Raw genomic sequence first — 13,228 nt, forward strand, 5'->3', positions numbered from 1 at the left:
TTTCTGCTAAAAGTGAATTTCATCGTTCTATGTAAAACGGGCAAAGCATCCCTCCTGACGCTTTGCCCGTTGCTCTTTATTCTACCATAGCAGATTGGTTATCGCTTTCAGGATGCCCGCACAGGCTGGATAGACAGCGCAGCGCCCCTGACCTGATACGTCACCCCGCCAGCTTCCCCCCTTGCCTTCCGCTGGCACACCTCCGGGTGCTGTGTGGCAAGAGCGGCAAGCTGTTTCTGCAAGGCGGGATTCAGCGTAAACACGCTGTTCGTTCCGTCCTCACTGGCGTAGATCATGGTCTCCAGCTTAAACATCGTCAATCAGTTCTTCCTCCTCGGATTCGTCAAAGATGGTCGGACCCCAGTCCTCGTCCTCTTCGATGTCCCGTGACATTTTCTGCATCATGGTATAATGCTCCATCTCGGCACGGACGAAGTAGAACATCTGGTCGTACCAGTCTGCCAGCGTTTCGTCCTCCAGCTTCCGGCAGAAGTCAAGCACCAGCTTGTTCTGGTCGGGGTCAACCGTCAGCCCGGCGATCTCGTACAGCCGCTTGCGGGTCAACTCCAGATCGGCGCAGCCATAGGTGTAGAGCAGCTTCTTTTCATCAAACGTCAGTTTCATAGGCTTGTACCTCCGTATTAAAAAAGGTCTGCCCTGTGCAGACCCGATGTAACAAAAAAGACCGCCGTGCGTTGTGCAGGGCGGTCAGAGATGCGATATTGTATTAGACAAAAATCAGCTCAGTCTTGATGATCTCTTCGGCACGGTTGCGGATGCTGTTCATCCGGCGCACCCATTCCAGTTGATCGGCAGCTTTCAGGGCTTCGGTCACGCCCTCGGCTTCCTGCATCTGCTGGACGGTCAATGCAAGCTGTTCCTCGGCTTGCTTGTCCAGCTTGGCAAGATAGCCGCCCAACTCACCGGACAGGAGCAGTTGATTATACCGGATGGGATGCTGCTCCTTCAGATACATTTTATGTAAGCGGCCCCACCGCCCGGTGGGGTCCTGCTCTGCCGTGGCTGCTGCGGTCAGGTTCGGCAGATAGTGGTCATTGACAAGAGTGTAGTCCAGACCGTTGGCGTTGTCATGGATGAATTTTTTTAGTTCGTTCATGCGGATTCTCCTTTCATTTCTTCAGGCGTTTCAAAAGACGGTTCAAATTGAATGGGGACTGTATCAGCAGGCTCCTGTTGAGCCGGCTTTTTATTTTGGGCATACTTGCGGCACCGTTCACGGCCTTTCTGCAAGAGGGCTTCATACTCTGCTGCCGCCTGTGGATCAGTTTTAGCAGCTTCACGCAGAGCAGCACGTTTCTTTTTGCGGTTTTCCCCGGCAGTTTTCTGATATTTCTTACGCTTGGCAAGTTGCTGTTCTGTAAGATTTTTCTTGTCGCCGCGACTAATCTCAATTTGACTAGGGAACGTGTCACCGATAAAATTGAAGTAGATGTCGATTTGCTGCTGACGGTAGATCGTCCGTCCGCCGGATGCGGAATGAATCACCACTTTTTCTACCAGTTCGTACAGCATTTCATCTGTCAGCGTGTCACAGTCCTTGTATTTCCGAATCAGTTTGATAAAGCGTTTCAGATCAACCTTCGTTGTTTCAGCGTTGTCCAGTTCTTTCTTCAACTCGGCAATGCGAGCTTCGCAGACAGTTTGTTCATCATCATATTGCGCCATCAAACGTTGATACTGTCGTTCGGGGATTTTTCCTAAGACGCTGTTTTCATATAGGCTCCGAATCAAAGCGTCCAACTCGTCCATTCTTTTTTGAACTGAATGCAGTTCTTTTTTACTCTCGGAAGATACCTGTGTGTTTTGGTTTTCCCATGCAGCTTGAAGCTGCTTGGCAAATTCATCCTCATTTTCAATAATTTCTTTTGTCATCGCTTTGATTGCATTGAGAATAGCGGTTTCAATGGTTGAGGTCTTGATAAAATGGGATGTGCAGGAAACGTACATATTACGGTATTTGCTGCACTGCCATGAAGAATCCGAATCATACACTACATCAGAATCCCGATGTTTGGATTCGGGGCTGGAAAAGCTCATTCGGGAGCCACAGTCGGCGCAGAATACCATCCCGGCTAGACGGTGTGAGTATGTTCCGCTCGGAAGTTTTTTCGGATTCCTCTTGCGCAGACGTTGTGCTTGATCCCATGTTTCTTGGTCGATGATAGCCTCATGAGTGTTTTTGAATATAATCCTTTCTTCCGGGGTTGCAGCACGGCGCTTTTTCAACTTGAAGTTCTCACGGATACTTTTACATAGCACTGTATGGCCGAGGTATTCCTGCCGGTCAAGAATATAGGTCAAGGTGGTCGTATTCCACCGATAGGGGTCGTGGTACGAATGGTTTCGGGCAGCTTCGGGATGATGCCGTTCTTCGTATGCAGACGGAATCAGCACTTTTTCGTCCGAAAGCGTCTGACCGATTTGCGCAAGACTGGCACCGCTGGCTGCCATATCGAAGATTCTGCGGACAACGGAAGCTGCTTCCTCATCTACATGAAGAGTTTGCTTATCACCGGGAACCCGCTTATAACCGTAGGGTATACTGCCGCTGCACCGTTTGCCATCCTGCATCCGCGATTTGAACACAGCGCGGATTTTATTGCTGGTATCCTTTGCGTACCACTCGTTCATGATATTCAGGAAAGGGGTAAAGTCATTGTCTGTGGGATTGGCACTGTCAACATTGTTGTTGATAGCGATGAACCGAACACCCTTTGAAGGAAACTGAATCTCTGTGTAAAATCCAACTTCCAGATAATTGCGTCCGAAACGGCTCATGTCCTTTACAATGACAGTTGCAATATGCCCGGTTTCAATCTCGGCAATCATGGACTGGAAGCCGGGACGGTTGAAGTTTGTTCCACTGTATCCATCGTCCGTAAAATGCTGGATATTGTTAAAGCCGTTTTTGCGAGCGTAATCTTCCAGATACTTTTTCTGATTCAGAATGCTGTTGGATTCACCTTGCAGTTCATCATCTCTGGAAAGCCTTTCGTACAGTGCCGTGATTTTTCCTTGGTTGGATTTTGCCATAGTTTCACCTTCTTTGTGTTTTTAGTAGGGGGGTACGATATGTAACAAAGATACGATACTTTTCCGATTTTGTAAACGCATCTTTGCTTTATCCTAGATAATTATAACCCTTCGGATCGGTGACGACGTAGGAACTGTGCATTTGCATCAGATTGGGCTTGATGAAAAAGCGCGTTTTTCCCGAACCTGATCCTCCGACTACCAGTACATTTTTATTTCTTGCATTGGCCGGATTTTTGGGCCTTCCTTTTAACATCAGTCCTTCACTTTGGGTAAGAATGATATTGTTTTCCGGCTTTGGGTCCATAAACGGGGCAATATCGGCTTTATTTCCCCAACGAGCTGAACCGTATTCCACATTTTTGCGGTATTTCTTAGCGTCTTTCCCTCTAAGATAGACTGCCAGCCGCATAATGGCTGCACCGCATAAACCGATCAGCCAGTCCATTGCCGCCCCCGGCCACATACTCTGAAACGCAAGGGCAAAGCCTTCGGACAGTCCTAACAGCTTTTGGGAAGCGTCCGCTCCGGGAGCCAGACGCACCGCCTCGCCCAGCTTGGCAAATACCAGAAGGAGCAGAAGATACGGAAGATGGAGAATAACCTGTTTTTTCAGTGTTTCTGCATCGATCTTCATCGTTCCGGTCCTCCGTGTTCTTTGTTCTTTACACGGTCACGGCCAAGCGACTGTGCCAGTTCTTTGAACTTATGAAGCTGTGTAAGCAGCGACGGTCTGCTGCTGCGTGTAAGGTCTTTCTTTGTATATTCCTTAAAAGCTGCCGTCAGTGCATCCGCCTGGTTTGCCTTGAAATATACCATCCATTTTGGGGGATCGGTCCCAAGTTCCTTTTCTATATGGTAGCGTACCTGATGTTTCCTGGCATACCGTTCAAAAGAGCGGATTCGCCCTGAAACTTCAATGGTATTGGCTCCGGGGTCTTTATAAGTCAGCCGCTTCATGCTGTTGCGCCCGACTTTTGGCATTGTGCGTTCCTGTTCCATCTTTTGGAGTACCGCAGTAATAGCCGCACGCAGTACCCGCCCTGACAGTTTTGCTGCCTGTATAGAAACAGAAACCGTTCGTTGTTCGAGATCTTCCTGCAAGAGCATCCTCCTTTCTGATAAAATCGGTATTTATAATATGGAAATAACTTTTTACCGGCTTTCCCCAAGAACCTGCTGTCGGGAAGCGTGTTCAAAGGCTTTTGCTGCCTGATCGACCTGAATTTTAGCATGTTTCAAAAGCGTCTTGATGATCGTAGCCGGGCGTTCCTGTTCCTCCAGATGATCGACCATCCCTTTGCACTCATCCGGGAGGTATGCCGCCATATCTTTCAACACATCGGAAAAGTTACCCATAAAGCCCCAGCAGCTATCCGACAGCTCCCCGTTTTTATAAAGCTCAAACCCATAACATTCGCCACGCAGATAGGAATCATAAGCGGCGACTTCGCTGCGCATCAGTGCGTCCGCTTTCTGCCGGATGGCGCCGGTCATCTTGTCAGCGTCAAATTCCTTTAGGGCATCTTCTTTGGAAACATAGATCCAGCCGACCTGTCCGCTGTCCCATTCTGCATGAGGAGCCCTGCCTGAGAAACTTTCTGTACTCATGGCAAGACCTGAGTGGTCGTAGAGATAGAGGGGGAGCATCAGATACTTTTCCGAAATTACTTTCTGCATTGCTTCATCGATCGCCCGTTCCTCTGTCTTTGGTCCATGCCGGAAACGGCTGCTTACAATGTTTACCATCCGTTCATAGCGTTTCATGCCGGCTTCATCATGTCCTACGGTATCTAAATACATTTCCCGCAGGAAGTCATCTTTGTCCATATGGTTGTGATGGTCGCCCAGCGCATAGCGGGGATGAAAGCATACCATCGTCCCAAAATGTTCATCTACCTCACGGGGAGAGATCAGAATATCGTCCGGCTGCACCATAAGGGCATAAGGTTCATTTACTGCCATTAACATAATTGGCTCCTTTCTTTCTACAAATCCGGGCCGGAATGGTGCATCATCGGTTTTTCCCGGTGCTCATTGGTTGCAGGCTGCTTGACTGCAATGATCTCGCCGGCAAGCCTTGCAAATTTTTCAGGGTACTTGAATTGCTCCCCATATTTCTCCATCAGATCCGGGGAAAGGTCTGTAAAATTTTCCTCGCCAAGACCAACGATCAGAAAATTCCCGGACACAATATCATAGATGTGACCGTCATCGTCAAAGAGAGCTCGGTTCAAAGGCAGCCCCATCAGCTTGCCTTCTTCATTGCAGATCAGAGCCACCGGGTCCTCATACGGATAGACCGCCTGAATATCTCCGCCCACTGCCGCCTGCAAGGATTTCAGACCACTTTCGATCTCCGCAGCATAAGGGGACTTGCCCGGCTCTACCATTAACACTTTCATAATTGTATATCCTCCTTCTTTTTCATTGCCGTACCGGGAGTGGTTGGCGTTTTTTCCTGAGTTTTTGCCACAGAGAGCTTCCCCAGGACGGAAGGCTTCTCCTGGTTTTCGGGTGTAAAAATACCGCCCTCCGAAACCTCGGCGGCGGCATGTTCCGTTTTGGCCTGTTCCAGTCCTTCAACCGTATAGCCAGGTAAAAGAGTACCGTGAACCATAAAATGGTGCTCATATTCTTTCGGGATTGGCGGGGAAATTTCCGTGAATAAATGGGAATAGGCTTTCTTTCGCCCATCCAGGTATTTTATGGCTGCGTTCTTATCTGTATATCGTTTCTGGTTTTGTCCGGCAATCTTTGCTCCATATCCCTGCTTCGGGGAATGAATACGGACTTCCCATGTCACATACCAGGCAATCGGAACACTCTGTTTGGTTTCTCTGTCATATTTCGTATCTTCCCAAATACTGCAGGTCATCTGATAGACCCGGTTGCTGATTTTCTGATCCGCCCTCCAGTTATCGGTGTCTTTCCACTGGTTGCCGGTATGTTCAATCTCCGGTGTACGAAGATATTCCAAAGCCCGGTTGATCGTCTGTGTTGCCGCTGCCTGCTGTTCCCACTGTTTTGCGGCAGCTACTACGATTTCATAGGCTTTCTGCTCCCCGTCGATACTTCCTTGGCGCATAGCTTCTAGGCTATCTGTTCCCATTGTGATCAGAGTAGAAATGTCCACATTTTCACAAACTACGCTGTGTTCTATTTTAAGCTCTGATCCCGGCGTCAAGTGGTCGCCATACCGGTAGGCATGGTAATCCCTGTTTTCTTCCAAAATGCTGTTCACCTCCTGCTATATTTCCGGCTCATGGTTTTTTCTGGAAACCGTCTGTGCCGGTGATTTTTTATCTGCCGGTCTGTTTGCCGCAAGCTGATCCATCACGGAAGGACGGCCGACGCCGAACATGGATAGCTGACCGTCCGCTGCCTCACGAAGTTCAGAAACAGAGAGGGGAAGCGTTACATCGGCATGGGTCAATAGCTGTTCCCGTTTCAAATCCTGAATAATCTCGTCAAAAACAGCGTTGATCGCACGGCGTTCTTCCCCCACAGGGAAGGCTTTCAATACCTCCATTTCTCCGCCTTTACCGGAAACCAGGGTAAGGGCACAGTCGGCATGGCCTGCCAGATAATCCGATGTGTAGGGCAGTTTGTCCTTGATATAACAGGCAAAGGCTCTGGCTGTCATTTCCACGTTGCTGTCCCAATAACCGCCGTCTTTTTCACATTCTTTTCCCATGCGTACCGAATTACGGTAAAAATCAGTTTCCGTCCGTCCAATCTGCGGAGCTTCCTGCGCCTGCATCCCGGAAAGCATACGCTCAAAAATTTCCAGCCGTTCCCGTTCACTTTTGGGAATTACCCGGCCGGTAACATTCTTTTTAAATGCGCTGATCTGTTCCACAGAGCCGGGTTCGCCGGACAAAAATGCTTCCCGCAAGACTGCGTAGGTTTCCATCTGTTCCTCATTGCCATACCGTTTCAGGGAAGCAAGAACCGAGGAATCCAGCCAGCTTGCTGCATTTTTCCGGGTGCGTTCTGTTTGTGCTTCCGTGCGCTTTGCTGCCTGTTCCGGTGTTTCCGGTTTATACTTCATGGTGTCAATGAGTTTTTGGAACGGCGCATAGAGGCGGGGCTGTTCTGACAGCATCCCTTTTGCGCCCATCTTTGTACCAAGATAATCGTCAAGTCCATGCCACCATTCATGTGCCAGCGAACCGGCTCCGTGCATTTTCGTAAGATTGATGACTGTACGCAAAGGTTCATAATGAGCCGCAGCATTGCCGCTGCCTCTTGCACCAAAAGCGATAGCAAGCGTTCCCTGATAAGCAATATCTTTATCGCTGATCTTAAGGGCTGACGCCAGATCCTTTAGTGCTTCAAATCCCATGTTAAGGGAGGTCTGACGGTCGTTCTGGTTCATCCAGTTTCCAAACTCGCCGCCGCGAAACCCAAAGGTATCAAGATAATGCTGTCCGGTGATCTCCACACCATTCCGGTAATCCGGCCCGGTACGTTTGACATGGGCGAGCTGGGGAGGGACAAACCGGATCTTTCCGTTTTTGTTCCTGCCTTTGGCAAGTTCCTGCACCCATTTCAGGGCAGCTTCTTTGGTCTCAAAATTGGTCCGCAGGATCGAATAGCCTTTTGTCACATAGTAGGTACCGGGTTTCCAGTCCTCATTTTTAGAATAGGTATGTTTCCCGTCGTTGAAGTGGATCGCATAACCTTTCGGTATTTTCTGCTCTTTGGAAACACAAAACTGTTCCTTTTTTGCTTTCTGAGTAAAGTTGCGCTCAAAATATTCAGCCGAGCGGATCAGCATGGTATTGGACAATTTGTTTGTGATCACGGGATTGTCCTGTCCCTTTTTCGTTGCCCGGTAATGGATTCCGCTTCCCCAGCCCTGTACCTTTTCTAAATATCCATTGTCAACGAAAAAGCGGTCATAGGCTCTCACAGTATCCTCCACAGTACGGACATCTGAAAGCACTGCCTGCAATTCCCGGACTGTTTTTATATATTCCTTTTGTCTCGCAGTCCGTTTTTCCGGGGTGTCATCCGTGCGGTAATACTGAGGGGAAGCGTTTAAGCCGTCCCTCGCTTTTTTGATAAAATAGACCACGCCAAGAGGAATCCCTTCCTCCAGCATGGCTGCATAGTCCGGCTTTTTCCAGACATTATCCTTTTTCACAAATTTTTCGGCTTCGCGCTCATTCATGGCTTCCAGATCATCCGCATACAGCCCGCGGTCTTTCCACAAGTCTTTTTTCGCACCACCGATCTTTTCGCCGAAATCTTCATGCACTCCTGCCAATCTTCATCACCTCCAGTCAGTGTAGAATTCTTATCGCTCCGGGGCAGGGCGGCGTTCTTCGTTTTTGTAAAGTTGTGGGAGGTTTCCTGTGAGCCGGTCGGTTTCCCTGCGGATCAGTTTGTCCAAAGCGCCTAAATCCTCTGGTGCAATGGCAAACTCCCGGTAATTTTCATACCACAAGCCCGTAGAGATTGCCGCGATGGGCGCAATTTTCTCCGAACCGGATGGAAGAAGGCGATACACAGGGGCTTCGTCATAAAGAAGCATCTGCTTTGCCGTTCCCTGTGGTATGCGGTACTTATCCATATCCGGGTTCTGGGCTGCCTCCATATATTGCATATTCAGGCGTTCTTCTAAATCCTGGGGCATATAACGAAATGCCTGATCCATCCACTGTCTGAACATCGTGGAATAGTGGTACTGCCATTCCGTAACTTGATTCGGGGCATAAGAAAATCCCCAACTTTTCAGAGCATCTTTTTCGTAAAGCTCCATTTCAGTCCATTCTTTCAGGCTGACCATAGCTGCTGAACCACCTTTGCGTTCGACATTGACGCCGCAGGGATAGAGGATATTTCTTTTTATATCCTGCCGCAGCGTGCCTAAATCCATCATTAGGACATCCCCGTACAAGTGACCGCCCTCTCTGCGGTCCGTATGAAACAGGAAAGCCCTCGCTCCGATAAACTCCGTTGTTGAGATCATTTGATGAAGATCCGCCGTAGAACAATAAGCAAACAAGGCGTCGGAAAGCCACATGTGATTTTTCCCCATGATGGCAATGGAATCAGCCCCGGTATTTGTCGCCAGAGAACGCATATTGAATTCGCATTCCCTAAGAAAATCTCCGGCAAAAATATGGAGCTCATACGCAAAGACGGATAAGTCTGTATCACGGATCAAATGAATCTGCGGTAGTGGTTCCTGATTCAATCAAATTCCTCCTTTCATGTGAAGCAGCTCTTTGACCTGCTCATTTTCCGCAAACGGCTGGCTATCTGTCCCCGCCATTTAATCAATCCCTCCCATCTGCCGGTAGCTGCCCGCCGGCAATCTTGCCGACAATCTCCGGACCGGTTTCATAAATCTGCATGAGGCGTTTTGCTGTGCCGCAAGGCTGTGCAGCTCCGCTGGTCCAAAGACGCACTGTGGATGGGGCAACATTCATCAAAAGCGCAAAGCCCTTTTCGTTCATGTCCAGCTTTTTCATCAGCGATTTAACCATATCGGGGCCGTAGTCTGGACACCGGGAAGCCTCGGCAATCATCTGCAAAGCGGTATTTTCAATTTTTTTCATTTTCAAATCCTCCTGTTATTTGTTTTCCAGCCTTATGCCGGGGCAAAGCTGATCTGGTTGTGTTTCATCCTTTTGGCAAAGTCCGGCATCGAATAATTTACCCCGTCAATTTCTGCATGGGTGTCATCCAGACGATGACAAACAGCAAAGTGCCTGTCCCCGTTTCCATAGAACAGGCAGAGTAAACCATTGTCGGGAATGGAAAACAGCGCTTTTCCGGCGCTGTCTGTAAAGCAGATATGTTGAGATCCATTCATGTTGAAATCCTCCCTAAATTGAAACAGCCGCCTCTTTTGGGCGGCGTTGGTGCTGGCTGGTTTGCAGTTGTTCCCGAACCAGCAGCAATTTCTCATTGTAATCTTTTCCCATCCGGGGAGGGTTGACACTTACCCGGATATGACGGAAACGTTTATCCTCGTGAAGCATGGTCTTGATTTTCCGGGCATTGACAAATCCGGCAAGGTCGTGGTCCATATAAAGGGTAACACGCCGTATCTCCGGGTGGCGTTCCAGGAAAGAAGTCAGCGCCACATGGGAAGTACCGCCCAAAGACAAGCGATAACCATTCCATTTCCATCCCTCCAGCTCTTGAAGTGTCGCATGGGAAAGCGCATCAATAGGAGCTTCAAAGACTGCCACATGCCGGCTGCCCGGACTTTGCGGGGGATAACAAAAGTTATATCCTTTGTCGCTGCCATAGACATCCTTTTTGAGATTGCCGCTGATACTGCGCATACAGGCAAACTTCGCTTTCCCGGAATCATCTTTCCCAACAAACACACAAACCGGTTCTCCATGATACCGGGCTTCGTAAAAAATCCCGGCTTGTAAACACTGGCGAATGACTTCTGAGCTGATCCCCCGTTTCTGCAAATAGAAGACCGCAGCGGTCGCGCAACGTCTGGCCCAGGGGAGAGCGAATGTTTTCTTTTCCGGCTCTTTTGATACCTGTATTTCTGCCGTACTTCGGTAAGCCGGTTCCTGTGGGATTTCGCCACCTACCAGAGCATGAACCGCATCCACAAGACCATATCCCCGAATCTGGATCAGGTAGTCCAGCGCATTGATACTCCGTCCGCGGCTGTTCCAGTACCAGTACCTTTTCCCGGTCACATATACCAGACTGTCATGCTCCTTATGCCGGAAATTAGGTCCATCCTGTTTCAGCACGCCGGGTTCATGGAATTGCAGGTAAGTAAACAAGTCAGCTTCCCGCGCTGCCTGAATCTGTTCTTTGGTTACGCCGGGCATAGTACCGGCACAGTGTTTCTTTTCATTGTGCTTTGCCTCCTTCCTGTGATGAAATGAAAAAAGACACCCAAAGGTGCCTAACAGCCGTACAGGTCGTGATTGACCTCGGCACGGTAATAGCTGTCCATTGTAGCCGGGGCATTATACAGCGCCGCCAGCAGATACGCTTTGATGTTTCCGACCTTCGTTGTGTTCTTGTCGATACAGTCAAAGACATACTCTAAGTGGCCGGAATTGATCTTCAGGAACCGGCTCTTGACGATTTCCCTCGGAAAATCATCTCCGGCAATGCGAATGTAAGGGCGTTTCGACAAAATCACTTCAAGCATAAGTTCAAGGGCTTCATCCAAACGTTCCCTGCCATACCGTAAGACCAGTAAGTCATATTCAATATTTTCTTTGATGATTTCACGATAGGCTTCTATCAGCTCTATCCGATCCATCCCATCCGTGCGGTTTGCCGCTTCCGGCTCTGCCGGATAGATTGATGGATAAGTTATTGATTTATCTTTTTTTGATTTTTTTGTTTTTAATGGATTAGTATTTAATTGTGCCGGATTTTCCTGTTCAGGTTCCGCCTGTTTAGGTTTTGCCTGTTCTGGTTTTACCTGTCTTGGATTTTCCCGTTTAGGTGAAAGCCCTGTGTTTTCGGTACTTACAGGCTGCTCATGGATCGTATATTCAATGTCTCCCAACTGCCCGTTATCATAGCGGAGGCGCTGTCTGGTGAGATAACCATGCCGCTCCAGTTCCTTCAGGGCAGTAGTGATAGAATCCACACCATCCTTGCAGATATGGGCGAGTCCCTTTGTGGTATAATCCCAATCTTCCGGCAGCGACAACATAAGTGATAAAAGCCCCTTTGCCTTTAAGGACAACTCCGTATTGCGCAGATGGTGATTGCTCATTATCGTAAAGTCCTTTGTTTTCTCTACACGGAATACTGCCATTGTACCGCCTCCTTTCTTCGACTATTCCGTTACAAGGCATGATCCCTGCGGTCATAATGGAGATGACCGTCAGAGACCTTCGCATGGTTTTTCAGTTTCACTTCGCCCCGTTCCTGGCTCTCTAAAAATTTCTGATAGCCGGCATCTGTAAGGAACAAGCGCATCTTATCGCCTTTGTCGCCAACAGGGGAATCGTAAGACAATACATCAAAGACGATCATGTGCTTTACTTCTGGATCAAAGCGTTCAAGTGCCATGATGTCATGCCCCTTCAATTTTTCTGCCCCTGATTGTTGTCTGGCCTCGGCGATCTTTTCTCCAATCGTCCGGGCTGGATAGGGCAGACGGTAATTCTTCTGAATATCTTTTACCAAGTCCATGCACTCTGCATTTGACAGAACACGAAGTTTTGCCATAAGACCTTCTGCCGCCTCCCGCTGTTCGGAATTATTTGAATACCGCACGGTCATATAAAGTTCATTCAGGATCTTTGTCTGATAATCGCCCTCCACTTGAAAGAGCAGCTTTTTTTCCATTTCGTTTAATTCCATGTGGATCTCCTTTCTCTCGAAAATGAGTATGAAAAAAGGGCGTCCACCTATAAAAGTGAAACGCCCACGGCAACCAGCGGTCAGACATAAAGCCGGACCGCTGGCACTATTAAATTTTGTCGTTAATAAAACAGCCTCCTTTTTTCTTTATAGTTTTCGTCAATTTTCAACTTGGAAAAGGAATTGAATAAAAGACGACAAACGCTCAAACCCCTTGAAAATAAAGGCTTTTTCTGTTTGTCGTTATTATACCGTAACGGCATAGCTGCGCCAGTCTGCTCTATGCCAATGGCGTGAGCCTGAAGGAGATTCAGGAGTGGCTGGGGCACAGCGACATCAGCACGACAAGCAACATTTATACACATCTGGATTTCTCCAGTAAGGTATCTTCGGCGAATGCAATCGTCAATATCTTCCCAGAAAACGCCAAAGTATAAAAAATGGGCAAAAAAGAAAAACAGCCTAAAATCTTTCGATTCTAAGCTGTTTTATGATGGAGTGCCGATGGTGGGACTCGAACCCACATGGTTTCCCGAACGATTTTGAGTCGTTTGCGTCTGCCATTCCGCCACATCGGCTGATATTCAATTATGAGACATTCGTACCGGTTTCTGAAGATTGGAGGGATGTTCAGGAGGGATGTAAGAAATCCTGCTTCGACAAACCTTCAAAATTCAACGCACAATCGTGAATTTCTCGTACAGACAAGAAAAATCACGAAGCGGATTTTGAGTCGTTTGCGTCTGCCATTCCGCCACATCGGCTGATATTCAATTTTGGGACATTAGTACCGGTTTCTGAAGATTGGAGGGATGTTCAGGAGGGATGTAAGAAATCCTGCTTCAACAAA

General features: G+C 48.3%; 15 protein-coding genes, 1 tRNA gene and 2 pseudogenes. 1 reads left to right on the plus strand and 17 read right to left on the minus strand.

What is annotated here, in order from left to right; translation table 11 throughout:
- Positions 1-107: 107 nt before the first annotated feature.
- The 16 genes and pseudogenes from ACKXGA_RS06190 to ACKXGA_RS06265 all read right to left on the minus strand — a co-directional run bounded on the left by ACKXGA_RS06190 (position 108) and on the right by ACKXGA_RS06265 (position 12,378).
- Positions 108-314 carry a hypothetical protein gene (locus ACKXGA_RS06190; protein WP_423730390.1) on the minus strand — a complete coding sequence of 69 codons (207 nt, stop codon included), beginning with the start codon at positions 312-314 and terminating at the stop codon, positions 108-110.
- Positions 307-624, minus strand: a complete 318-nt coding sequence (locus ACKXGA_RS06195; RefSeq protein ID WP_423730285.1) for a hypothetical protein — start codon at positions 622-624, stop codon at positions 307-309. The genes ACKXGA_RS06190 and ACKXGA_RS06195 overlap by 8 nt, the downstream gene beginning before the upstream one ends.
- Before the next feature lie 103 nt (positions 625-727).
- On the minus strand, positions 728-1,117 hold the full coding sequence (locus tag ACKXGA_RS06200) for a TnpV protein (protein ID WP_423730286.1): 390 nt from the start codon (positions 1,115-1,117) through the stop codon (positions 728-730).
- Positions 1,114-3,054 (minus strand): recombinase family protein, encoded by a 1,941-nt coding sequence (locus ACKXGA_RS06205; RefSeq protein ID WP_423730287.1) that lies wholly within the window; start codon positions 3,052-3,054, stop codon positions 1,114-1,116. The genes ACKXGA_RS06200 and ACKXGA_RS06205 overlap by 4 nt, the downstream gene beginning before the upstream one ends.
- Positions 3,055-3,160: 106 nt before the next feature.
- A pseudogene (locus tag ACKXGA_RS06210) lies at positions 3,161-3,691 on the minus strand (type IV secretory system conjugative DNA transfer family protein); the annotation flags it as partial.
- On the minus strand, positions 3,688-4,158 hold the full coding sequence (locus ACKXGA_RS06215; protein ID WP_158424849.1) for a PcfB family protein: 471 nt from the start codon (positions 4,156-4,158) through the stop codon (positions 3,688-3,690). The gene ACKXGA_RS06215 and the pseudogene ACKXGA_RS06210, both read right to left, overlap by 4 nt.
- A 51-nt stretch (positions 4,159-4,209) precedes the next feature.
- Positions 4,210-5,025: a hypothetical protein gene (locus ACKXGA_RS06220; RefSeq protein ID WP_005361071.1), complete on the minus strand. Its 816-nt coding sequence runs from the start codon at positions 5,023-5,025 to the stop codon at positions 4,210-4,212.
- A gap of 17 nt (positions 5,026-5,042) precedes the next feature.
- Positions 5,043-5,459: a DUF3846 domain-containing protein gene (locus tag ACKXGA_RS06225; protein WP_005361068.1), complete on the minus strand. Its 417-nt coding sequence runs from the start codon at positions 5,457-5,459 to the stop codon at positions 5,043-5,045.
- A complete protein-coding gene (locus ACKXGA_RS06230; RefSeq protein WP_025580367.1) occupies positions 5,456-6,286 on the minus strand; it encodes a hypothetical protein in 831 nt (276 codons plus the stop codon). The genes ACKXGA_RS06225 and ACKXGA_RS06230 overlap by 4 nt, the downstream gene beginning before the upstream one ends.
- 18 nt (positions 6,287-6,304) lie before the next feature.
- A complete protein-coding gene (locus ACKXGA_RS06235; RefSeq protein ID WP_301858644.1) occupies positions 6,305-8,320 on the minus strand; it encodes an LPD1 domain-containing protein in 2,016 nt (671 codons plus the stop codon).
- Between the two features lie 39 nt (positions 8,321-8,359).
- The gene (locus tag ACKXGA_RS06240; protein WP_158424847.1) at positions 8,360-9,262 is read right to left on the minus strand and encodes a hypothetical protein; all 903 of its coding nucleotides are present in this window, start codon (positions 9,260-9,262) and stop codon (positions 8,360-8,362) included.
- Positions 9,263-9,344: 82 nt separating this feature from the next.
- Positions 9,345-9,626 carry a helix-turn-helix domain-containing protein gene (locus ACKXGA_RS06245; RefSeq protein WP_005361060.1) on the minus strand — a complete coding sequence of 94 codons (282 nt, stop codon included), beginning with the start codon at positions 9,624-9,626 and terminating at the stop codon, positions 9,345-9,347.
- 32 nt (positions 9,627-9,658) lie between these two features.
- Positions 9,659-9,883 carry a hypothetical protein gene (locus tag ACKXGA_RS06250; RefSeq protein ID WP_005361058.1) on the minus strand — a complete coding sequence of 75 codons (225 nt, stop codon included), beginning with the start codon at positions 9,881-9,883 and terminating at the stop codon, positions 9,659-9,661.
- A 13-nt stretch (positions 9,884-9,896) separates the two neighbouring features.
- Positions 9,897-10,877, minus strand: a complete 981-nt coding sequence (locus ACKXGA_RS06255) for a DUF3991 domain-containing protein (protein WP_067536870.1) — start codon at positions 10,875-10,877, stop codon at positions 9,897-9,899.
- Between the two features lie 77 nt (positions 10,878-10,954).
- Positions 10,955-11,827 (minus strand): DUF6017 domain-containing protein, encoded by an 873-nt coding sequence (locus ACKXGA_RS06260; RefSeq protein ID WP_005361053.1) that lies wholly within the window; start codon positions 11,825-11,827, stop codon positions 10,955-10,957.
- A 29-nt stretch (positions 11,828-11,856) separates the two neighbouring features.
- Positions 11,857-12,378: a DUF5720 family protein gene (locus tag ACKXGA_RS06265; protein WP_005361050.1), complete on the minus strand. Its 522-nt coding sequence runs from the start codon at positions 12,376-12,378 to the stop codon at positions 11,857-11,859.
- 257 nt (positions 12,379-12,635) lie between these two features.
- Between ACKXGA_RS06265 and ACKXGA_RS06270 the strand changes: the two are divergent.
- Positions 12,636-12,815, plus strand: a pseudogene (locus ACKXGA_RS06270) (tyrosine-type recombinase/integrase); the annotation flags it as partial.
- Between the two features lie 62 nt (positions 12,816-12,877).
- Here the strand turns inward: ACKXGA_RS06270 and ACKXGA_RS06275 are convergent.
- Positions 12,878-12,956, minus strand: a tRNA-Leu gene (locus ACKXGA_RS06275).
- Positions 12,957-13,228 lie beyond the last annotated feature (272 nt).

It is taken from the genome of Faecalibacterium hominis (ex Afrizal et al. 2022) (assembly GCF_049545105.1).
Lineage (GTDB): Bacteria > Bacillota > Clostridia > Oscillospirales > Ruminococcaceae > Faecalibacterium > Faecalibacterium duncaniae.